Here is an 18,526-nt window from a genome sequence, read left to right as displayed (position 1 = left end):
CCGCGCGCCTGGCCGCCGCGCCGCCGCTGGCGCCGCGTCCGCGCCGACCACCCGACGCTTCCTGTTCGACTGCCGCGTTATCGCTCATGATCGTTCTTCCTATAGATTGGCCTGAATTGGCTCGCGGCCGGTTTGCCGCCGCTTCTTGCCGGATCGTAGCCATGCACCCTATTGGAAACGGCCCGCCAGCGCCAACGCCTGTCGCAAAATCGACAAGAAAAGCGCCAACTTTTCAGTCGCTTTCCTTTTGCGGGAAGTCGCAAATCAGCTATGGCTACCTTGCCCTCGCGGGTTAGGTATTGGCCATCGATTTTTAGGCTGCCGCAGTCATTCCGAGCAGCAAGGAGCCCGAGGAAAAAATGTCCGACGACGAGATCATCCTTTCCGAGCTTTCCGACGAGGAACTCGTGCAGCAGATGCATGACGACCTTTATGACGGGCTGAAGGAAGAGATCGAGGAAGGCACCAACATCCTTCTCGAGCGCGGCTGGCAGCCCTATACCGTGCTGACCGAAGCGCTGGTCGAAGGCATGCGCATTGTCGGCGAGGATTTCCGCGACGGCATCCTGTTCGTGCCGGAAGTGCTGCTCTCGGCCAACGCCATGAAGGCCGGCATGGCGATCCTCCGCCCGCTGCTTGCCGCCACCGGCGCGCCCAAGCAGGGCAAGATGGTGATCGGCACCGTCAAGGGCGACATCCACGACATCGGCAAGAACCTCGTCGGCATGATGATGGAGGGCGCCGGCTTCGACGTCATCGACCTCGGCATCAACAACGCAGTCGAGAAATATCTCGATGCCATCGAACAGCACCAGCCCGACATCATCGGCATGTCGGCGCTGCTCACCACCACCATGCCCTACATGAAGGTCGTCATCGACACCATGAAGGAAAAGGGCATCCGCGACGACTATGTCGTGCTGGTCGGCGGTGCGCCGCTCAACGAGGAATTCGGCAAGGCCGTCGGCGCCGACGCCTATTGCCGCGACGCCGCAGTGGCGGTCGAGACCGCCAAGGACTACATGAAGCGCAAGCACAACGTCCGCGCTACGGCCTGACCCAAGGCATCAGGATGGACCAAAAAAGCCGCGCCTTGCAGCGCGGCTTTTTTGTTCCCAGATGATGGACGAGGCTGCAGATCAGTTGACAGTGTCTTTGACAGCTCTTGCGGTCGATTTGACATCTTTGCCGACACCCCGAATGGTGTTGGCGCAGGCCGTGAGGGCAAGCGCGCAGGCAAGGATGGCCATCGGCGCAATGCGTAGCAGTTTCATGGACGGTGTCTCCCTGGACAGATATTAGCCCCGCAGCGAAAGCCGGCTCGACTTGGTCAAAACGCAAAAAACGAAACCGAATCAAGCAGACAGGCTGCTCGTCATCGCCTGCGGGATGATTGCGCGCGAAGTTTTGGCCGTCAAGGAGCGGCTCGGCCTCGACCATCTCGATCTGACCTGCCTGCCGGCCGAATTCCACTTCTATCCGGACCGCATCGCGCCGGCCATGGACAAGGCGATCGAGAAGGCCAAGGCCGAAGGTTATCGGCATATCTTCGTCGGCTATGCCGATTGCGGCACGGGCGGCATTCTCGACCGCGTGATCGAAAAGCACGGCGTCGAGCGCATGGCGGGCCCGCACTGCTTTGCCTTCTACCAGGGCATGGACGCCTATGCGAAGGTCGCCGACGACGACATGATGTCGTTCTACATGACCGACTTCCTCTGCCGCCAGTTCGATGCCTTCTTCATCAAGCCGCTCGGCCTCGACCGGCATCCCGAGCTGATCAAGGACTATTTCGGCAACTACGAGAAGCTGATTTATCTAGCCCAGACCGACGATCCGGAGCTCGACAAGGTCGCCGAGAAAGCCGCGGCCATGCTCGGCCTCGTCTATGAACGCCGCTCGACCGGCTATGGCGACCTGACCAGTGAACTTGCGCGGGCGGTGGCCAGCGCCTGAGGGTTTCACACCTCCGCTTCGAGCGCCGCCAGCACATCGGCAAAACTCGTCTTGCAGACGAAGCCGAGCCGTTGCCTCGCCCGTGACGGGTCGTAGACGCGGTCGATCGAGGAGAACATCGTCCAGCCCTTCCTCGCATAAAGTCTGGGATAATCCGGGAAGCAGCGCGCGACGACGACCGGCGCGTCGGCGATCAGTTCGGCGCAATCCTGCGGCCGGAACGGTGTCGGCGCCGAGACGATGAAGAGGTCGAAACCAAGCTGCGGCGCTTTCTCCAATGCCGCGATATGGGCCTCCGCCGCATCCTCCACCGTCAACCGCCTGAACAGCAGCTCGTTGGCCTTGGTGTTGGCATCCGACTGCTCAATCGCATGCGCCATGTCGTCGGCCTCGGGAAAGAAGCGGGCTGTCCGCAACACCACCACCGACAACCTATGCTCGACATGATAGAGCCGGCAAAGATGCTCGGCCGAGAGTTTCGTCTGGCCATAGATGTTGCGCGGCTCCGGCGACATGTCTTCCGTCAGCCAGGCGGCCTTACGCGCGCCGCCCTGGAAGCCAGCGCGGATCGCTTGTGAAATCATCAGCGATGTCGTCGAGGTGAAGATGAAACGCGGAACGTCCGACGCCACAGCCGCGTCGAGCAGGTTGACTGTCCCTTGCAAGTTTGTCGCGACGAAGTCCGAATTTTCATAGTGCTCGATGTTCGGCTTGTGCAGCGCGCCGCTGTGGATGATGGCCTCGATGCCGTTCTCGCGGACAATCCGCATGACGAGGTCGCGATCGGCAATCGAGCCCGGCACCTGAGTTTCTAAAGACGGAACCGGGTCGAGGCCGATCACCTCATGGCCAAGGCCGCGCAGACGCGGCGCGAGCGCGCTGCCCAGCCAGCCGGACGATCCTGTGAGCAAGATACGCATCGATCAAACCGCCATTTCCGCTCCCACGCTGTTAAGCACGGATGACAGCAGCCCGCGAACGGGTAAGTTGTGCGCCAGAAGACAAAACAGCTGTTCCAGCCACCGATCCGGGAAACGCGTCCATGACTCCTCGCCTGCTGCTTGCCGCCTTTTGCTTGATCGGCTTCGCCGTGCCGGCCCATGCCGATGGCGAGGTACAGAAGCTGATCACCGCTGCCGACAAGGCGCGGCTCGACAAATATGGCGAAACGCGCAAGGCCGCCCTCGAGGAAGCGAAGGCCGGCGACCCGGCCGAGGTGAAGCAGCTCGATGCGCTGCTCGCCAAGCCGCTGGTCGCCTTCTCCGACAAGCACCTGACCGGCAACTGGACATGCCGCACCATCAAGGCCGGCGGCTTGAGTCCGCTCGTCATCTATGGCTGGTTCAAATGCAAGGTGAGCGACGACGGCTCCGGCTGGCGGCTGCAAAAAATCAGCGGCTCGCAGCGCACGACCGGCCGCTTCTTCGACGACGGTGAGAAGCGCGCCATCTATCTAGGCTCATTTTCGGTCAATGACGACAAGGCCAAGCCCTATGGCAGCGGCCCCGAAAGCGACCAGGTCGGTTACGCCTTCCGCAACAGCGCCACCGAATGGCGCATCGAATTCCCCGCGCCCCACTACGAATCGAAGCTCGACATCATGGAATTCAAGCGCTGAGCACAGCCCGCATGCCTGACTAAGGTCGCGGCACACCAAGGATTAACCCGCCCCGCATAGCATCCGCCCGGTTTTCAGAGCGGGTGCTTGCCATGGCAGCGTCGGAATCCAGTCCGCGACCGATCGTGGTCGTCACCGAAGGCGGTCCGCATGTCTGGGCCATCGTCAACGCCATCGCCGATCGCGTCGGTCCCGTCAGCGCCATCCTCGAAACGCCTGAATCCAAAAAGCATTTGCTGCTCGGCCGTGCCCGCCGTCAGGGGTGGATCTCGGCCATCGGCCAGCTCGGCACCATGGTGCTGACCAGGCTCGGCAAGCGGTTCTTCGCCAGCCACGCCGCGCGTCTGATTACCGAGGAGAAGCTCGAGACAGAGCCTCGCCCAAGCCAGACGATTATCCACGTCCCGTCCGCCAACGGGCCGGAATGCGTCAAAGAAATTGCAAACCTCAAGCCGGGCGTCGTGCTGCTCGCCGGCTGCCGGCTGCTGTCGAAAGACACCCTCGCGAAGATGCCCTGCCCGGTGCTCAACTATCATGCCGGCATCGCCCCGAAATATCGCGGCATGAACGGCGGTTACTGGGCGCTGGCCTCCGGCGATCGAGGGAACTTCGGCACCACCGTGCATCTGGTCGATGCCGGCGTCGACACCGGCGGTGTGCTGAAACAGGCGCGCGGCAAGCCGAAACCTGGCGACACCATCGCCAGCTACGCGCTGCGGCAGGCTGCGTTTTCCCGCGACATCTGCGTCGAGGCGGTGAACGATGCGCTTGCCGGAAAGCCCGCGACGATCGATCCCGGCCTGCCGTCGAAGCAGTGGTTCCACCCGACGATCTGGTTCTATCTCTGGACCGGCCTGACCATGCGCGTCTGGTGATCAGCCGGCGTCGGATTTCAGCGTTCGCTTTGTGTCATCGACAGCGTCGCTTTTGAAGGCGCGCGCGTCGTCCCATAACAAGCGGCCCAAGGGCGCATGCGGCAATGCTCCAAACATCGAGGAGTGAGATTTCATGGCCGATCTGATCGTCGTCTATTGGCGCGACATCCCTGCACAGGTCATCGTCAAGAAGGGCCGGCAGAACGCCAAGCGCGAATTGCCGTTGCGCTTCACCGAGGCAATCGACATGTGCGCCATGCGCACCGGCGCCGGCGGCACCGACGACTATCTGGCCGAATGGCGCAAGGCCGATCCGGTTCCGGTCGGCGACGACATCGAGGCCGAGGTCGAGAAGGCCTACCAGCAACTCGATGCGAAATATGACCGCGAGCGGCTGGTCGCTCTGGTCAAGGCTGGCGGGAAAGAAAATGTCTGAGAAGCAGCCGACAGTTACCCAGGCCACATTGGTCAAGAAGGCAGCGCCGAAGTCCGACTACAAGCCTGCCGACGTGTCGCCGCAGCGGCGCGTCCAGCGCACTTTTGCCGTGAGATTGTGGTCTATCCGGCACTCGCGATTGCTCGAATGGTTCTACAGCAGGTTCGCCGACGTCTTCCTGCTCTTGCATCCTCTGTGGAAGGGCATCGGCTACGGCCGTGTCGAAGCGCCGGTGAAATTCGTCGAGAAGCGGGTCAAGGGCTTCATGTTCGACTGCCGCATGTGCGGCCAGTGCATCCTCTCCTCCACCGGCATGTCGTGCCCGATGAACTGCCCGAAGCAGCTGCGCAACGGCCCGTGCGGCGGCGTGCGCGCCAACGGCAATTGCGAGGTCGAACCGGACATGCCCTGCGTCTGGGTCAAGGCCTGGGAAGGCTCGCGCAACATGCAGCACGGCGACAGGATCCTCACCGTGCAGAAGCCTGTCGACCAGTCGCTGCGCGAAACCTCGGCCTGGCTGCGAGTGACCGCGCAGGCGGCCGCGGCGCGTGAAGCCGCCCAGAACCCGCAGAACCCCGGAGCTTCAGCATGAGCGCCCGCCAGCGCGACGAGAACCCGGCCGGCATCCACCTGCCGCTCGATCCCCTGCCCGGACACACTTCGCGCGGCCGGCTGGAGCGCGTGCTGCGCCGCGGCGAGTTCGCGGTGACGACCGAGCTCAACCCGCCCGATAGCGCCGACCCGGAAGACGTCTACAACCGCGCCAAGATCTTCGATGGCTGGGTCGACGCCATCAATGCGGTCGATGCGTCCGGCGCCAACTGCCACATGTCCTCGGTCGGCATCTGCGCATTGCTCACCCGCATGGGCTATGCCCCGATCATGCAGATCGCCTGCCGCGACAAGAACCGCATCGCCATCCAGGGCGACGTGCTGGGCGGTGCGGCGATGGGCGTGGCCAATATGCTCTGCCTCACCGGCGACGGCGTGCAGGCCGGCGACCAGCCTGGCGCCAAGCCGGTGTTCGACCTCGATTCCATGTCGTTGCTCGAAACCATCCGCATCATGCGCGACAACGGCAAGTTCCTGTCCGGCCGCAAGCTGACGACGCCGCCGCAGGTCTTCCTCGGTGCCGCCGTCAATCCCTTCGCGCCGCCTTTCGATTTCCGCCCGATCCATCTCGGCAAGAAGATCGCCGCTGGCGCGCAGTTCGTGCAGACGCAGTATTGCTTCGACGTGCCGATGTTCAAAACCTTCATGCAGAAGGCGCGCGATCTCGGCCACACCGAGAAGGTCTTCGTCCTGTGCGGCGTCGGGCCGCTCGCTTCCGCCAAGACCGCGAAATGGATCCGCTCCAACGTGCCGGGCATCCATATTCCCGATGCGATCATCAAGCGCCTTGAGGGCGCGCAGGACCAGAAGAGGGAAGGCAAGCAGCTCTGCATCGACATCATCAACGAGGTGAAGGAAATCCCGGGCGTCGCCGGCGTCCATGTGATGGCCTACCGCCAGGAGGAATATGTGGCCGAGATCGTCGATGAATCGGGCGTGCTGAAAGGCCGCCAGCCCTGGAAGCGGGAGATGCGCCGCGACGACCAGATGGTTGCCGACCGGCTCGACCACCTGCTGCATGACGAGATTACCGAAACCCAGGTGGACATGGTGAAGATCGCGCACTGAAAAGCGCAGCCTGCAACCATTCACTTGAACGAAATCAGATAACGATATAAAGAACTCTTTATATCCCGACGGAGAGATTTCATGACCCGCACCATCGTCGCCTCGGCGACCCGAGAAATCGTCATCGGCTTCGATCAGCCCTTCTGCGTGATCGGCGAGCGCATCAACCCGACCGGCCGCAAGAAGCTTGCCGCCGAGATGGTGGCCGGCAACTTCGAGACCGTCATCAAGGATGCGCTGGAGCAGGCCGCCTGCGGCGCCACCATGCTCGACGTCAATGCCGGCGTCACCGCTGTCGATCCCAATGCCACCGAGCCGGCACTGCTGGTGCAGACGCTAGAGATCGTGCAGGGCCTGGTCGACCTGCCGCTGTCGATCGACTCCTCGGTGACCGCCGCGATCGAGGCGGCGCTCAAGGTCGCCAAGGGCCGCCCGCTGGTCAACTCCGTTACCGGCGAGGAAGAGAAGCTCGAGGCCATCCTGCCGCTGGTCAAGAAATACAACGTCCCGGTCGTCGCCATCTCCAACGACGAGACCGGCATCTCGATGGATCCGGACGTCCGCTTCGCCGTCGCCAAGAAGATCGTCGAGCGCTGCGCCGACCACGGTATTCCCGCGCATGACGTCGTCGTCGATCCGCTGGTAATGCCGATCGGCGCGCTGGGCGATGCCGGCCGCCAAGTGTTCGCGTTGCTGCGCCGCCTGCGCGAAGAGCTCAAGGTCAACACCACTTGCGGCCTCTCCAACATCTCCTTCGGCCTGCCGCATCGCCACGGCATCAACGCCTCCTTCATCCCGATGGTGATCGGCGCCGGCATGACGAGCGCCATCATGAACCCGGTCCGCCCGCAGGAGATGGAGGCCGTGCGCGGCGCCAACGTGCTCAACGGCACCGACGAGAACTGCACCACCTGGATTCGCACCTACAAAGACTACAAGCCGGCTGAAGGCGGCTATGCGGTCGCGGCGCCAACAGCGGTTAACACTCCAGGCGAAGGCGGCGGCAATGGCGGGCGGCGTCGCGGCGGCCGAGAGGCCCGCATGGCGAGGGCGTAAGGTAAAGATTGTGACTTTTTCGACAGAGGGAGGTATTCGCATATGAACCCTCCCCCGAACATAACCGACCCGCTCGTGCTGTTCATGCCGTCAGGCAAGCGCGGGCGGTTCCCTCTTGGAACGCCGGTGCTTGATGCCGCGCGCCAGCTCGGCGTCTATGTCGAGAGCGTGTGCGGCGGCCGCGCCACCTGCGGGCGCTGCCAGATCGAGGTGCAGGAAGGCAATTTCGCCAAGCACAAGATCGTCTCGTCCAACGACCACATCTCGTCCAAGGGCGCCAAGGAAGAGCGCTATGAGCGCGTGCGCGGCCTGCCGGAACGCCGTCGCCTCTCCTGCTCGGCGCAGATCCTCGGCGATCTCGTCATCGACGTGCCGCAGGACACGGTCATCAACGCCCAGACCATCCGCAAGGACGCCGACACCAGGGTCATCGCCCGCGATACGGCGATCCGCATGTGCTATGTCGAGATCGAAGAACCCGACATGCACAAGCCGCTCGGCGATCTCGATCGGCTCAAGATCGCCTTGATGAAGGATTGGGGCTTCAAGAACCTCGAATTCGACTTCTATCTGCTGCCGCAGGTGCAGGGCATCCTGCGCAAGGGCAACTGGACCGCCACCGCCGCCATCCACAAGGATGCCGACAGCGACATCGCGCGCGTCATCGCGCTGTGGCCCGGCCTGAAGAACGAGGCCTATGGCCTCGCCTGCGACATCGGTTCGACCACCATTGCCATGCATCTGGTGTCGCTGCTGTCGGGCCGCGTCGCCGCCTCCTCCGGCACGTCCAATCCGCAGATCCGCTTCGGCGAGGATCTGATGAGCCGCGTCTCCTATGTGATGATGAACCCGGATGGCCGAGAAGGCATGACGGTCGCCGTGCGCGAGGCCGTCTCCGGCCTCGTCGACAAGGTCTGCGCGGAAGGCAATGTGCAGCGCAACGACATCCTCGACGCGGTGTTCGTCGGCAATCCGATCATGCACCACCTGTTTCTCGGTATCGATCCGACCGAGCTCGGCGGCGCGCCTTTCGCACTGGCCGTTTCGGGCGCCGTGCGCATCAAGGCCTCCGACCTCGGCCTGAAGCTGAACCAGGGCGCGCGCCTCTATATGCTGCCTTGCATCGCCGGCCATGTGGGCGCCGATGCCGCCGCGGTCACGCTCTCGGAAGGCCCGCACCGCCAGGACGAGATGATGCTGATCGTCGATGTCGGCACCAATGCCGAGATCGTGCTCGGCAACAGCACGCGCGTCGTGGCCGCCTCCTCGCCCACTGGTCCTGCCTTCGAGGGCGCTGAGATTTCCGGCGGCCAGCGCGCCGCCCCCGGCGCCATCGAGCGCGTGCGCATCGATCCCGAAACGCTCGAGCCGCGCTACCGCGTCATCGGCTCGGAGCTCTGGTCCGATCAGCCGGGCTTCGCCGAAAGCGTGCAGGCGACCGGCGTCACCGGCATTTGCGGCTCCGGCATCATCGAAGTGGTGGCCGAGATGTATCTCGTCGGCATCATCTCGGAAGATGGCGTCGTCGATGGTTCGCTGGCCGCGCGCTCGCCGCGCATCGTCGCCAATGGCCGCACCTTCTCCTACGTGCTGAAGGACGGCGAGCCGAAGATCACCATCACCCAGAATGACGTGCGCGCCATCCAGCTTGCCAAGGCGGCGCTCTATGCCGGCACCAAGCTTTTGATGGAAAAGCAGCACACCGACCATGTCGACCGCATCCATTTCGCCGGTGCCTTCGGCTCCTTCATCGATCCGAAATACGCCATGGTGCTGGGCCTGATCCCCGACTGCGACCTCGACAAGGTCTCGGCCGTCGGCAATGCCGCCGGCGCCGGCGCGCGCATGGCGCTCCTCAATCGCGGCTATCGTCGCGAGATCGAGGAGACGGTGAGCCGGATCGAGAAGATCGAGACCGCGCTGGAACCAAAATTCCAGGAGCACTTCGTCTACGCCATGGCGCTGCCGAACAAGGTCGACCCGTTCCCAAAACTGGCCGCCGCGGTGAAGCTGCCGCCGCGCAAAACGGTCGGCGAGGACGGCGCCGCGGGCGACGCCACCCCGCGTCGGCGCTCACGCGAGGAGCGCGCGGCACGCCGCGGCCGCGAATAGGCCTGCTTCTTACCGACCTGCATTTGGATTTCATTTGCATACAAATGTTTCCGGATCCGCCGAGCCGGAAACCGAAACGCTGTTTTCGCGAAATCCATCCGATACACACGTGAGACATTTAACGGCCCATCGAACGGCGGCCCGGGATAGTCCTCGGCCGCCGCTCTTCAAGGGAGATGAAAATGTCGATGTTCGATAACCTAGGCCGCTTCGGCGTGTCCATCAGGCAGGCCCATGCCCGGAGCAAGGCGATCCGTGCGCTCAACGACCTGCCGGCGCATGTCCAGAAGGATATCGGCTGGCCGGCTTCGCCGCCGAGCGACCCGCAGGCAGCTCTTCACAAGCTGCTGCTCGGCACGCCGCGCTGATGACCTTCGCCGACAAATGCAAGCTGCTCGGCAAACGCCGGGGCCGGCAAGCGGCCTCGGTGACCGGCGACAACAAGCTGCGCGCCGCGCTGCTGCCGGGGCGACGGTGACGCGCGCCTGCCATCGAATCGGGCGTCGCATCACGCCGATGTGCCCATGGCGCGCCTTGACATTTTTAACTGAGCTACGATCTTCGTCTAGTGGGGGAATTCTCTTAGTCGGCTCTGCCAAAGTCCGTGTATCCGCATGCCCAGTTTGAAAAGCCACGTTGTCTCGTTCATTCTCAGGCACAGCCGCAAGAAGGCCTTCTCCAGTCCTGAGAATCTGCAGCGCTGGATCGCCTACGCCCGCAAGACCGAAGACTATCATCCGCCGGCCCTTCTGAAGGCGCGGCTCGACATCGCCGAGACCAGCGTCGACGGTTTTCCCGTCTATGAGATCGCGCCGAAACCCGGCGAGCGCCGGCGCATCCTCTATATGCATGGCGGCGCATTCGTCTTTCAGATCACTTCCTATCACTGGGTGCTGATCGCCGAGATGGCGGAGCGGCTGGGTTTCGGCGTCACCGTGCCGATCTATCCGATCGCGCCGGAGCACAATTTCCATGACATGTTCGGCATGGTTGGCGACGTCTACCGACGCATGCTGGAAGAAACCGATGCCGAGAATATCGTCTTCATGGGCGATTCCGCCGGCGGCAACATGGCCGTGGTACTCACCATGATGGCCGCCGAGGAAGGCCTTCCCACACCGTCGCGCCATGTGCTGATCTCGCCCGGCCTCGATATGTCGCTGTCCAATCCGGAGGTGTTCGAGGCGGAGCGCAACGACCCCTGGCTCGGCATTCCCGGCGGGCTCGAGGCGATCCGGCTCTACAGCGCCGGCATCGACCGCGCCGACTGGCACATCAGCCCGCTCTACGGCGATCTCTCCGTGCTGCCGAAAACGCTGCTGCTCACAGGCTCGCGCGACCTGCTCAGCCCCGACAATCTGATCTTCGCCGAAAGGGCGCGCGCCGCCGGCGTCGAGGTCGATGTGGTCTACGAGGAAGGCATGTTCCACGTCTGGCCGCTGATCGAGATGCCGGAAGCGCGCCGCGCGCGTGACAGCATCGTCAACTTCCTCACCAGTGAGCCGACATCACGGCGCGCCCGTGCACGGCGCAGGACAAAAGCCACGATCGCAGCCAGCACCGCACCGGCGGCGGAATAGCTCAGAACTTGCCGGCTTCGCGGAACAGTTCGAACGTCGCGCGGATGTGGTCGGCAACGGCCTTGACCGGCGCGCTGGCGTCCGGCGCCACCACCATGGCGAGATTGTAGGTGCCGATGTCGGGCATGCCGTCCTTCTGGCTGAGCTCCACCATCTCGTCGCCGAGGAAGGACTTCGGCAGCGGCGCGACGGCAAGATCGGCCATGATCGCGGCGCGCTGGCCGGCCGTGTGGGCGCTCATATAGGCGATGCGGTAGTTGCGGCCCTCGCGGCCGAGCGCTTCCAGGGCGCCGGCCCGCCAGGCGCAGCCTTCTTCCCACAGCGACACCGGCAGCGGTTCGCGCAGATGCGCGCAGCCGCCCTTGGCGCCGGCCCAGACGATCGGTTCGGTTAAAAGCACCTCGGCGCCGAGCGCGCTGGTCTTGTAGGAGTTGGTGAGCAGCGTGATGTCGAGCGCGCGGTCGTCCATGCGGCGGCGCAGATTGATGCTCTGGTCGATGGTGACGTCGACGGCGATCGACGGATGCGACTGCGCGAAGCGCTTCAGCACATGCGGCAGCACGCGCTCGCCATAATCGTCCGGGGAACCCAGCCGCACCACGCCGACAATGTCGGGAATGATGAACTTCGACACCACCTCGCGGTTGATCGACAACAGCCGGCGGGCATAGCCGAGCAGCATTTCGCCGTCCGTGGTCAGCGTCACCGAGCGCGCGTCGCGCGCGAAGACGGAGCGGCCGAGAATGTCTTCCAGCTTCTTGATCTGCATGGAGACGGCCGATGGCGTGCGGAACACCGCATTGGCGGCGGTGGTGAAGCTGCCGGTTTCGGCGATCGCCACGAAAGTGCGCAGGACGTCGAGATCGAGCAGCGGCAGAGGATGGTTGAGTGGCGCGTTCATAGGGGCTTGCCTTCAATTTTTCTGATGCAAACGATCATCCCATTTCGTTTGATTGAACATCACTTCAAGCGCATAGTCAACTCGATCGATGCAGGATGCTGCCAAAAGCAGCTATCGAACGACCACGACACAGACCTGCAATCGACATGAAATGAAGCTGAAACAGACCTGACGTAACGCATTACCGGGCGCCTCCCTGCCCGCATAGAGGAGAAAGAGAATGTCTATCCTGTCGTCCATCGGTCGGTTCGCGACCGAATTCAGCGCGGCCCGCGCCCGCTACCAGACCGAACGCGCAATCCATGCGCTGCCGATCGAACTGCAGAAGGATATCGGCTGGCCGGAAGCCGCCGATGCCAAGAGCGGTGTGCGCCTCGGCGTCGGAACCTGGGCCGGAGCGAAGTAACCAAGTGTGTATTGAGTGCTGAAGGCCTGCCGTGGCGTCAGACCGGCAGGTCTTTTTGTTTGCACTCAAACGATTTTTTCAGCCATGCTGGTGGCGCATGACGCATATGAACCACTCGCATAGCACGATAGCTTTTCATTTAACGCATTGTAAATAATAGTAAATTTCGGGCATTTTGCCCAAATATGTCGCAATCCGTGTCGCTTTTCATATCAAGTGCTTCGTTTTTGCGATTTAGTTTTGGCTGAAGCAAGTCTATATCACATCCAGCAAAAACGAGCTGCCCCACTCCATTAAGCGAAGGCGACCCGTCTGAGCAACCAAATGGAGATGATGATGAAGCTCTTTGCCCGACTGTTCACCCGCCGCGAAATGAACCTGACCACCGCTCTCGAGCGTCAGCGTCTCGCCAAGACCATGCCCGGCCAGACCGGCGCCATGGCTGCTGCTCGCCTCGGCTTCGTTGCCTGAGACAGCGGTTTTCGAACGGCACCTGGTTGCCGTCGCGCTGAAGGAAATTCGACGCCGCCCCGGCCTTGCCGCGGCGGCGTTTTCATTTTCATCGGGCTTTCGTTGCATAGATGGAGAGGCCAGCCTCGGACCAATTGCCCATTTGCGACCCGTGTCGCAAATTTAATCTTCACTTAGCCGTCTACCCGATTGACAAGAATGGTATTTCCTGATGACGCTATGCTGTTCGCGACATTCTGTTCGCGTCATGGCTGCGTGAGGTTTGAGGTTTCCCCGTGAATGCCGTAAAGCATCCGATCAAGAGATCGTTTGTATTCTTCCTCATACCCGATTTCACCATGATCGCCTTTGCGACGGCGCTCGACCCGCTGCGCTCGGCCAACCGGATGCTCGGCTACGAGGCCTATAGCTGGCGGCTGGCCAGTATCGATGGCAAGCCGGTGCGCGCCTCGAACGGCGTCGAATGCGCCGTCAACACCTCGCTGGAGGAAGAGCGCAGGAAGATGGCCGGGCCCGACAGGCCAAACATGGCGATCGTCTGCAGCGGCATCAATGTCGAGCGCTACCATAACAAGTCCGCTTTCGCCTGGCTGCGCGAAGAATACAACCGCGGCGTCGCGGTCGGCGGTCTGTGCACCGGCGCCCATATCCTCGCGGCCGCGGGCCTGCTGTCCAACAAGCGCTGCGCCATCCATTGGGAGAACCTGCCGGGCTTCTCCGAAGCGTTCCCGAAAGCCAATGTCTTTGCCGACCTCTTCGAGATCGACCAGAACGTCTACACCTGCGCCGGCGGCACCGCCGCGCTCGATATGATGCTGAAGCTGATCGGCGACGATTTCGACGAAAGCCTCGTCAACCGTGTCTGCGAGCAGGTGCTGACCGACCGTGTGCGCAGCCCGACCGACCGCCAGCGCTTGCCGTTGCGCGCCCGCCTGGGCGTGCAGAATTCCAAGGTGCTGACCATCATCGAGTTGATGGAGGCGAACCTCTCCGAGCCTCTGTCGCTGATCGAGATCGCCGACCATGTCGACCTGTCGCGCCGGCAGATCGAGCGCCTGTTCCGCACCGAGATGGGCCGCTCCCCCGCCCGCTACTATCTGGAGATCCGGCTCGACCGCGCGAGGCACCTGCTCATCCAGTCGTCGATGCCGGTGGTCGAAGTGGCGGTGGCCTGCGGTTTCGTCTCGGCCTCGCACTTCTCCAAATGCTACCGCGAGCTTTATGCGCGCTCGCCGCAGCAGGAACGCGTCGACCGCAAGCAGTTGCTGGCAGCCTGAGCAATAGCGCCGGAACCTAAGCGGACTGCGTCTGCGCGGTCCGCATCGCTTCGATGCGGATATCTTCGGTCAATTGCGCCTTCAGCCTAGAAAATTCTGGGCTGGTCTTCAGCGTGTAGTGGCGCGGGTGCGGCAGGTCGACCGGCACGTCGGATTTGATGCGGCCGGGGCGCGCGCTCATCACGATCACGCGCGAGGCCATGAAGATCGCCTCCTCGATGTCGTGGGTGACGAACAGCACCGTCTTCTTGCGTCGCTCCCAGATGCCGAGCAGCAACTCCTGCATCAGCCCGCGCGTCTGGTTGTCCAGCGCGCCGAACGGCTCGTCGAGCAGCAGGATCGCGGGGTCGTTGGCCAGAGCGCGCGCAATCGCGGTGCGTTGCTGCATGCCGCCCGAAAGCTGCTTCGGCCAATGGTTCTCGAAGCCTTTCAGCCCGACAAGATCGACATAGGAAGCGACGATCTCGTTGCGCTCGCGCTCGGGCACGCGCCGCTCGCGCAAGCCGAAGCCGATGTTTTCAGCGACCGTCAGCCAGGGAAACAGCGTGTAGGACTGGAACACCATGCCGCGATCCGGTCCCGGCCGGGTGACGGCCTTGCCGTCGAGCAGCACGCGGCCGGTGCTCGGCGCCTCCAGCCCGGCGACGATCCTGAGCAAGGTCGATTTTCCGCAGCCAGACGGGCCGAGGATGGTGATGAAATCATTGGCCGCGACCGCGAGGTCGACAGGCTGCAACGCCTGCACCCGCTGGCCGCCCCTCACCCCGGCAAAGGTCCGCGAAACGCCTTCGATGACAAGCTTGCTCACGCCAGGCTCCACGGATAGAGCCAGCGGTTGAGCGCCTTGAAGGCGAAGTCCGACAATAACCCGATCAGGCCGATGACGATGATGCCGAAGATGATCTGTCCGGTTGCCAGCCGCGACTGGCTGTTGATGATCATGTAGCCGATGCCGGACGAAGAGCCGATCAGTTCGGCGACGATGACATAAGTCCAGGCCCAGCCGAGCACCAGCCGCAGCGTCTCGGCGATCTCGGGCGCATTGGCCGGCATGATCACCCGCTTGACGATGCCGTTATCCGTCGCGCCTAGCGTATAGGCCGCCTCGACAAGGTCGCGACGAGTGCTGCCGACCTTGACCGCAATGATCAGGATGATCTGGAAGACCGAGCCGACGAAGATCACAAGGAGCTTTTCGAGCTCACCGATACCGGCCCACAGGATGAGCAGCGGTATGAAGGCGGACGCCGGCAGGTAGCGGGCGAAGGACACGAACGGCTCGAGGAACGCCTCGACGGGCTTCCAGGCGCCCATGGCGATGCCGATCGGCACGGCGACGATCGAGGCCAGCACGAAGCCGCCGAAGACACGCCAGATGGTGATCAGGATGTCGAGCCAGAAACGGTCCTCGACAAGCAGCCGCCAGCCGTCCTTCAACATCGACAGCGGGTCGGCGAGGAAGATCCGGTTCACATGGCCGCCCAGCGTGATCCACGCCCAGAACGCCACGAAGAGCGCGAAGAAGGCGATGCCGAGCACGGTTCGAGTGCCCGGCGGGACGGGATGCAAGGGACGCAGCATCAGGCACTTCCTTGAGGAGGGAAAACGGCGGCTTGTCGCCGCCGTCGATCGGAGGACGCGCGATCAGTTGGCCAGCGCGCTGGTGTCGGCGAGCGTGGTCACGTCGGGCGCTTCCTTGATCAGCCCCATCTGCAGCAAGAGCTCCGCCGCGGTCTTGGAAAAATCCTGGAACTCCTTGGTGAAGAACTGCTTGTTCTCCTCGCGATCGGCCCATTTCAGGTATTTGGCCGAGTCTTCGAACTCCTTGGCCGACTGTTTCACGTCGGCGCCCATGATCTCGTAGGATTTCTGCGGATCCTTCTTGATCATGTCGAGGGCGTCGAAATAGCTGTCGGCCAGCGCCTTGGCGGCGTCCGGATTGGCCTTGAGGAAGTCCGGCGTGCAGCCGACAGTGTCCATCACCATCGGATAGTCGAGCGTGGTCGCCAGGATGTGGCCTTGGTCGGCCTTGTCGCGCACGGTGGTCGCCAGGATGTGGCCTTGGTCGGCCTTGTCGCGCACAGCCGAAATGAAGGGCTCATAGGTGACGGCGGCATCGTTCTGGCCGGCCAGGAAGGCCTGCGCCGCCGCGTCAGGCTCCAGATTGACGACCGTCACGTCCTTGGTCGACATGCCGTTCTTGTTGAGCACCCAGGCGAGCAGGAAATAGGGCGACGTGCCCGGCGCGGAGGACGCGACGTTCTTGCCCTTGAGGTCGGCGACCGTCTTGATGTCGTTGCGCACGACGATGCCGTCGGCGCCGTAGGATTTATCGAGCTGGAAGATCTGCTTGGTGGCGACGCCGCTGGCGTTCCACACCATCCAGGTCTCGACCGTGGTCGCCGCGCATTGCAGGTCGCCGCTGGCGATCGCCAGCGGACGGCTCGCCTGCGGAACCTTCTTCAGTGTGACGTCCAGCCCATGTTTCTCGAAAAGCCCGGCCTGCTTGGCAAGCGTCAGCGGCGCGAAGCCGGTCCAGCCGCTGATGCCGATGGTGAGGGACGTTACGGCCATGGCTGGCGCCGACAATCCGACGGCGGCCGAAAGAGCTGCCGCAAAAATGCTGGTCCTGTTCATTGAGGTTCCCCTTTATGTGGTGAGAAGAAATTGTCTCACAGAGCCCCAAAGGCTTGTCAATGAAGCAGGACCGGTCATGGACGATGGTCCAATCCGCGCTCGGGAACCCGTTGAGAGCTTGCACACTCAACCGGTCGCGGCCATTCGCGGGACGGCGTCGGTGTTCAATACTGGTCGCAATAGCACTGGGCCGATGAGATGCGGTCGTTCCAGCCGGAACCTCCAAAATCGCGGACCCGGCGGTCGAGCTCGATCGAACGGCCGCGCATCCCTGCGTGCTCATAAGCGACCAGCGTACAGCCCCGGCGCACAAGCACCGAGGAGACGCGGTCGTTCCAGAACCCGCCCCGGAAATTCACGGCGTCGTCAGGACCCATTTCAAGCGAACGTCCGCGGAAGTTTGCATGCTCGAATAGCACGCAGGCTGCCTCGCCGTAGAACTGGGCGCTGGCGCTGCCGGCAAATATTGTCGACGCAAGTGCCGTCAGGATGACCAAACGATCATGTGATGTTCCTCATTTGATCGCGTTGCGCGATGGCGCCGGCCCCATCACATTTTGCCATCGTGCCGCACGAGGAAGCAAGTCCACGGCCGCCGCTCTGGTCGACTATCGCCGGTAGTTAGTGGCTGTCCAGCATCCAGCCGCGGTTGCGCCACATCTTCTCGCCGGCCAGGCAATCGGCGGCCGGCCTGTCGTCGGCGAGCACGACCGGCGGGTGGCCCGCCTCTTCCGCCGCCCGTTGCGGCGAGGCAGGACCGGCAAGCTCGAGCACCAGCTTGCGGCGGATCGCTTCCGGGAATTGCGTCCAGTCGTTGACCGGGATCATGAAGGCGCCCGGCCCGCCGATGACGCAGTCGCTGTAGTAGCGGTCGAGATTGTCGACGTCGAAGGCGCCGCTGAACCCGCCGCGCGTCATCAGCGGCAGCCCGTTGATGGTGATGCCCTGCCTCACCACCTCGTCGCGCGTGATATCGACCGGCGCGCCCTGATTGTTGGGTCCGTCGCCCGAAACGTCGATGACACGCTTGGTGCCCTGAAAGCCGCTTTCGGCGAAAAGGTCGCTGCCGAAGGCCAGTGCGCCGGAGATGGAGGTGCGTCGCGCGCTGTCCGGCGGACGCGCGTTCATCTGCGCGACGACCCGTTCGGCATCGGCGCGATTGGCGATCACCGTCCACGGCACGACGACCCGCTGCCATTTGGTGCCGGCCCACTCGACATAGGTAACCGCGATCTTGCCATACACGCCGTCGGCGATGGCCTTGAGCACATTGTCATGCGTCAGAGCCGCCGCATAGCCATGGCGCTGGATCTCGAGCTCGGCCGGCGACATGGAGAGCGAAACATCGACCGCCAGCACCAGCTCGACATCGACCGGCTCTATCGCCGTCGATCGCGCGGTCAGGCCGAGGAGCAGCGCCAGCGCAGCGGCGCCCGAAAGCCAATGCCCTGTTCGACGAGAAGCGGACATGACGCAACGGTAAGCGATAATCCGGCATGAACAAAGTAAAAAGGCCCGGCG

General features: G+C 63.2%; 21 protein-coding genes and 1 pseudogene. 14 read left to right on the top strand and 8 right to left on the bottom strand.

Annotated features, from left to right (window positions below):
• The first annotated feature begins 359 nt into the window (after nucleotides 1–359).
• A complete protein-coding gene (locus tag AU465_RS29335) occupies nucleotides 360–1,058 on the top strand; it encodes a cobalamin B12-binding domain-containing protein (RefSeq protein ID WP_192255869.1) in 699 nt (232 codons plus the stop codon).
• A gap of 81 nt (nucleotides 1,059–1,139) precedes the next feature.
• On the opposite strand, the gene AU465_RS29330 is transcribed toward AU465_RS29335, so the two are convergent.
• The gene (locus tag AU465_RS29330) at nucleotides 1,140–1,274 is read right to left on the bottom strand and encodes an entericidin A/B family lipoprotein (RefSeq protein ID WP_036258641.1); all 135 of its coding nucleotides are present in this window, start codon (nucleotides 1,272–1,274) and stop codon (nucleotides 1,140–1,142) included.
• Nucleotides 1,275–1,326: 52 nt separating this feature from the next.
• On the opposite strand from AU465_RS29330, the gene AU465_RS29325 reads away from it, so the two are divergent.
• Nucleotides 1,327–1,956 carry a DUF1638 domain-containing protein gene (locus tag AU465_RS29325; RefSeq protein WP_192255867.1) on the top strand — a complete coding sequence of 210 codons (630 nt, stop codon included), beginning with the start codon at nucleotides 1,327–1,329 and terminating at the stop codon, nucleotides 1,954–1,956.
• Between the two features lie 5 nt (nucleotides 1,957–1,961).
• Here AU465_RS29325 and AU465_RS29320 read toward each other — a convergent pair whose 3' ends face one another.
• On the bottom strand, nucleotides 1,962–2,876 hold the full coding sequence (locus tag AU465_RS29320) for an NAD-dependent epimerase/dehydratase family protein (protein WP_192255865.1): 915 nt from the start codon (nucleotides 2,874–2,876) through the stop codon (nucleotides 1,962–1,964).
• Nucleotides 2,877–2,998: 122 nt separating this feature from the next.
• Between AU465_RS29320 and AU465_RS29315 the strand changes: the two genes are divergently transcribed.
• The 9 genes and pseudogenes from AU465_RS29315 (at nucleotide 2,999) to AU465_RS29275 (ending at nucleotide 11,313) form a co-directional block, all read left to right on the top strand.
• Nucleotides 2,999–3,574: a DUF4893 domain-containing protein gene (locus AU465_RS29315; RefSeq protein WP_192255863.1), complete on the top strand. Its 576-nt coding sequence runs from the start codon at nucleotides 2,999–3,001 to the stop codon at nucleotides 3,572–3,574.
• Between the two features lie 92 nt (nucleotides 3,575–3,666).
• Nucleotides 3,667–4,449: a formyl transferase gene (locus AU465_RS29310; protein WP_192255861.1), complete on the top strand. Its 783-nt coding sequence runs from the start codon at nucleotides 3,667–3,669 to the stop codon at nucleotides 4,447–4,449.
• Nucleotides 4,450–4,582: 133 nt separating this feature from the next.
• Nucleotides 4,583–4,885: a virulence factor gene (locus AU465_RS29305; RefSeq protein ID WP_192255858.1), complete on the top strand. Its 303-nt coding sequence runs from the start codon at nucleotides 4,583–4,585 to the stop codon at nucleotides 4,883–4,885.
• Complete coding sequence (locus AU465_RS29300; protein ID WP_192255856.1) at nucleotides 4,878–5,477, top strand: methylenetetrahydrofolate reductase C-terminal domain-containing protein; 600 nt, start codon at nucleotides 4,878–4,880, stop codon at nucleotides 5,475–5,477. The genes AU465_RS29305 and AU465_RS29300 overlap by 8 nt, the downstream gene beginning before the upstream one ends.
• The gene (locus tag AU465_RS29295; protein ID WP_192255854.1) at nucleotides 5,474–6,565 is read left to right on the top strand and encodes a methylenetetrahydrofolate reductase; all 1,092 of its coding nucleotides are present in this window, start codon (nucleotides 5,474–5,476) and stop codon (nucleotides 6,563–6,565) included. Before AU465_RS29300 ends, AU465_RS29295 begins: the two co-directional genes overlap by 4 nt.
• A gap of 81 nt (nucleotides 6,566–6,646) precedes the next feature.
• Entirely contained in the window at nucleotides 6,647–7,621 is a 975-nt protein-coding gene (locus AU465_RS29290; RefSeq protein ID WP_192255852.1) for a methyltetrahydrofolate cobalamin methyltransferase, read from the top strand.
• Nucleotides 7,572–9,733, top strand: a pseudogene (locus AU465_RS29285) (ASKHA domain-containing protein). The gene AU465_RS29290 and the pseudogene AU465_RS29285 overlap by 50 nt, the downstream one beginning before the upstream one ends.
• 182 nt (nucleotides 9,734–9,915) lie before the next feature.
• The gene (locus AU465_RS29280) at nucleotides 9,916–10,101 is read left to right on the top strand and encodes a hypothetical protein (protein WP_192255849.1); all 186 of its coding nucleotides are present in this window, start codon (nucleotides 9,916–9,918) and stop codon (nucleotides 10,099–10,101) included.
• 246 nt (nucleotides 10,102–10,347) lie between these two features.
• Nucleotides 10,348–11,313: an alpha/beta hydrolase gene (locus AU465_RS29275; RefSeq protein WP_192255847.1), complete on the top strand. Its 966-nt coding sequence runs from the start codon at nucleotides 10,348–10,350 to the stop codon at nucleotides 11,311–11,313.
• A 1-nt stretch (nucleotide 11,314) separates the two neighbouring features.
• On the opposite strand, the gene AU465_RS29270 is transcribed toward AU465_RS29275, so the two are convergent.
• Nucleotides 11,315–12,214 (bottom strand): LysR substrate-binding domain-containing protein, encoded by a 900-nt coding sequence (locus AU465_RS29270; RefSeq protein WP_192255845.1) that lies wholly within the window; start codon nucleotides 12,212–12,214, stop codon nucleotides 11,315–11,317.
• Between the two features lie 220 nt (nucleotides 12,215–12,434).
• Between AU465_RS29270 and AU465_RS29265 the strand changes: the two genes are divergently transcribed.
• From AU465_RS29265 to AU465_RS29260, 3 genes are all read left to right on the top strand, one after another.
• Nucleotides 12,435–12,620 carry a hypothetical protein gene (locus AU465_RS29265; protein ID WP_192255843.1) on the top strand — a complete coding sequence of 62 codons (186 nt, stop codon included), beginning with the start codon at nucleotides 12,435–12,437 and terminating at the stop codon, nucleotides 12,618–12,620.
• 336 nt (nucleotides 12,621–12,956) lie between these two features.
• Nucleotides 12,957–13,091, top strand: coding sequence for a hypothetical protein (locus tag AU465_RS37245; protein ID WP_095791071.1), 135 nt, complete (start codon nucleotides 12,957–12,959; stop codon nucleotides 13,089–13,091).
• A 338-nt stretch (nucleotides 13,092–13,429) separates the two neighbouring features.
• Nucleotides 13,430–14,368, top strand: a complete 939-nt coding sequence (locus AU465_RS29260) for a GlxA family transcriptional regulator (protein ID WP_210325303.1) — start codon at nucleotides 13,430–13,432, stop codon at nucleotides 14,366–14,368.
• Between the two features lie 16 nt (nucleotides 14,369–14,384).
• Here the strand turns inward: AU465_RS29260 and AU465_RS29255 are convergent, their stop codons facing one another.
• The 5 genes from AU465_RS29255 to AU465_RS29235 all read right to left on the bottom strand — a co-directional run bounded on the left by AU465_RS29255 (nucleotide 14,385) and on the right by AU465_RS29235 (nucleotide 18,475).
• Nucleotides 14,385–15,176, bottom strand: a complete 792-nt coding sequence (locus tag AU465_RS29255; protein WP_192255839.1) for an ABC transporter ATP-binding protein — start codon at nucleotides 15,174–15,176, stop codon at nucleotides 14,385–14,387.
• Nucleotides 15,173–15,949: an ABC transporter permease gene (locus tag AU465_RS29250; RefSeq protein ID WP_192255837.1), complete on the bottom strand. Its 777-nt coding sequence runs from the start codon at nucleotides 15,947–15,949 to the stop codon at nucleotides 15,173–15,175. The genes AU465_RS29255 and AU465_RS29250 overlap by 4 nt, the downstream gene beginning before the upstream one ends.
• Nucleotides 15,950–16,012: 63 nt before the next feature.
• On the bottom strand, nucleotides 16,013–17,005 hold the full coding sequence (locus AU465_RS29245; protein ID WP_192255835.1) for an ABC transporter substrate-binding protein: 993 nt from the start codon (nucleotides 17,003–17,005) through the stop codon (nucleotides 16,013–16,015).
• Between the two features lie 164 nt (nucleotides 17,006–17,169).
• Nucleotides 17,170–17,424, bottom strand: coding sequence for a beta/gamma crystallin-related protein (locus AU465_RS37240; protein WP_312891329.1), 255 nt, complete (start codon nucleotides 17,422–17,424; stop codon nucleotides 17,170–17,172).
• A gap of 202 nt (nucleotides 17,425–17,626) precedes the next feature.
• Nucleotides 17,627–18,475 carry a DUF1194 domain-containing protein gene (locus AU465_RS29235; protein ID WP_192255831.1) on the bottom strand — a complete coding sequence of 283 codons (849 nt, stop codon included), beginning with the start codon at nucleotides 18,473–18,475 and terminating at the stop codon, nucleotides 17,627–17,629.
• Nucleotides 18,476–18,526: the final 51 nt, after the last annotated feature.

This window comes from Mesorhizobium silamurunense (assembly GCF_014843905.1).
Classification (GTDB): Bacteria; Pseudomonadota; Alphaproteobacteria; order Rhizobiales; family Rhizobiaceae; genus Mesorhizobium; species Mesorhizobium silamurunense.
This window is presented reverse-complemented; position numbering and strand designations above follow the sequence as displayed.

Bases quoted from the DNA above. Each gene is read 5' to 3' on its own strand.
- AU465_RS29320 (WP_192255865.1), bottom strand. From the start codon at position 2,876: ATGCGTATCTTGCTCACAGGATCGTCCGGCTGGCTGGGCAGCGCGCTC.
- AU465_RS29300 (WP_192255856.1), top strand. From the start codon at position 4,878: ATGTCTGAGAAGCAGCCGACAGTTACCCAGGCCACATTGGTCAAGAAG.
- AU465_RS29310 (WP_192255861.1), top strand. From the start codon at position 3,667: ATGGCAGCGTCGGAATCCAGTCCGCGACCGATCGTGGTCGTCACCGAA.
- AU465_RS29245 (WP_192255835.1), bottom strand. From the start codon at position 17,005: ATGAACAGGACCAGCATTTTTGCGGCAGCTCTTTCGGCCGCCGTCGGA.
- AU465_RS29330 (WP_036258641.1), bottom strand. From the start codon at position 1,274: ATGAAACTGCTACGCATTGCGCCGATGGCCATCCTTGCCTGCGCGCTT.
- AU465_RS29270 (WP_192255845.1), bottom strand. From the start codon at position 12,214: ATGAACGCGCCACTCAACCATCCTCTGCCGCTGCTCGATCTCGACGTC.
- AU465_RS29235 (WP_192255831.1), bottom strand. From the start codon at position 18,475: ATGTCCGCTTCTCGTCGAACAGGGCATTGGCTTTCGGGCGCCGCTGCG.
- AU465_RS29290 (WP_192255852.1), top strand. From the start codon at position 6,647: ATGACCCGCACCATCGTCGCCTCGGCGACCCGAGAAATCGTCATCGGC.
- AU465_RS29265 (WP_192255843.1), top strand. From the start codon at position 12,435: ATGTCTATCCTGTCGTCCATCGGTCGGTTCGCGACCGAATTCAGCGCG.
- AU465_RS29335 (WP_192255869.1), top strand. From the start codon at position 360: ATGTCCGACGACGAGATCATCCTTTCCGAGCTTTCCGACGAGGAACTC.
- AU465_RS29315 (WP_192255863.1), top strand. From the start codon at position 2,999: ATGACTCCTCGCCTGCTGCTTGCCGCCTTTTGCTTGATCGGCTTCGCC.
- AU465_RS29280 (WP_192255849.1), top strand. From the start codon at position 9,916: ATGTCGATGTTCGATAACCTAGGCCGCTTCGGCGTGTCCATCAGGCAG.
- AU465_RS29275 (WP_192255847.1), top strand. From the start codon at position 10,348: ATGCCCAGTTTGAAAAGCCACGTTGTCTCGTTCATTCTCAGGCACAGC.
- AU465_RS37245 (WP_095791071.1), top strand. From the start codon at position 12,957: ATGAAGCTCTTTGCCCGACTGTTCACCCGCCGCGAAATGAACCTGACC.
- AU465_RS29305 (WP_192255858.1), top strand. From the start codon at position 4,583: ATGGCCGATCTGATCGTCGTCTATTGGCGCGACATCCCTGCACAGGTC.
- AU465_RS29260 (WP_210325303.1), top strand. From the start codon at position 13,430: ATGATCGCCTTTGCGACGGCGCTCGACCCGCTGCGCTCGGCCAACCGG.
- AU465_RS29295 (WP_192255854.1), top strand. From the start codon at position 5,474: ATGAGCGCCCGCCAGCGCGACGAGAACCCGGCCGGCATCCACCTGCCG.
- AU465_RS29250 (WP_192255837.1), bottom strand. From the start codon at position 15,949: ATGCTGCGTCCCTTGCATCCCGTCCCGCCGGGCACTCGAACCGTGCTC.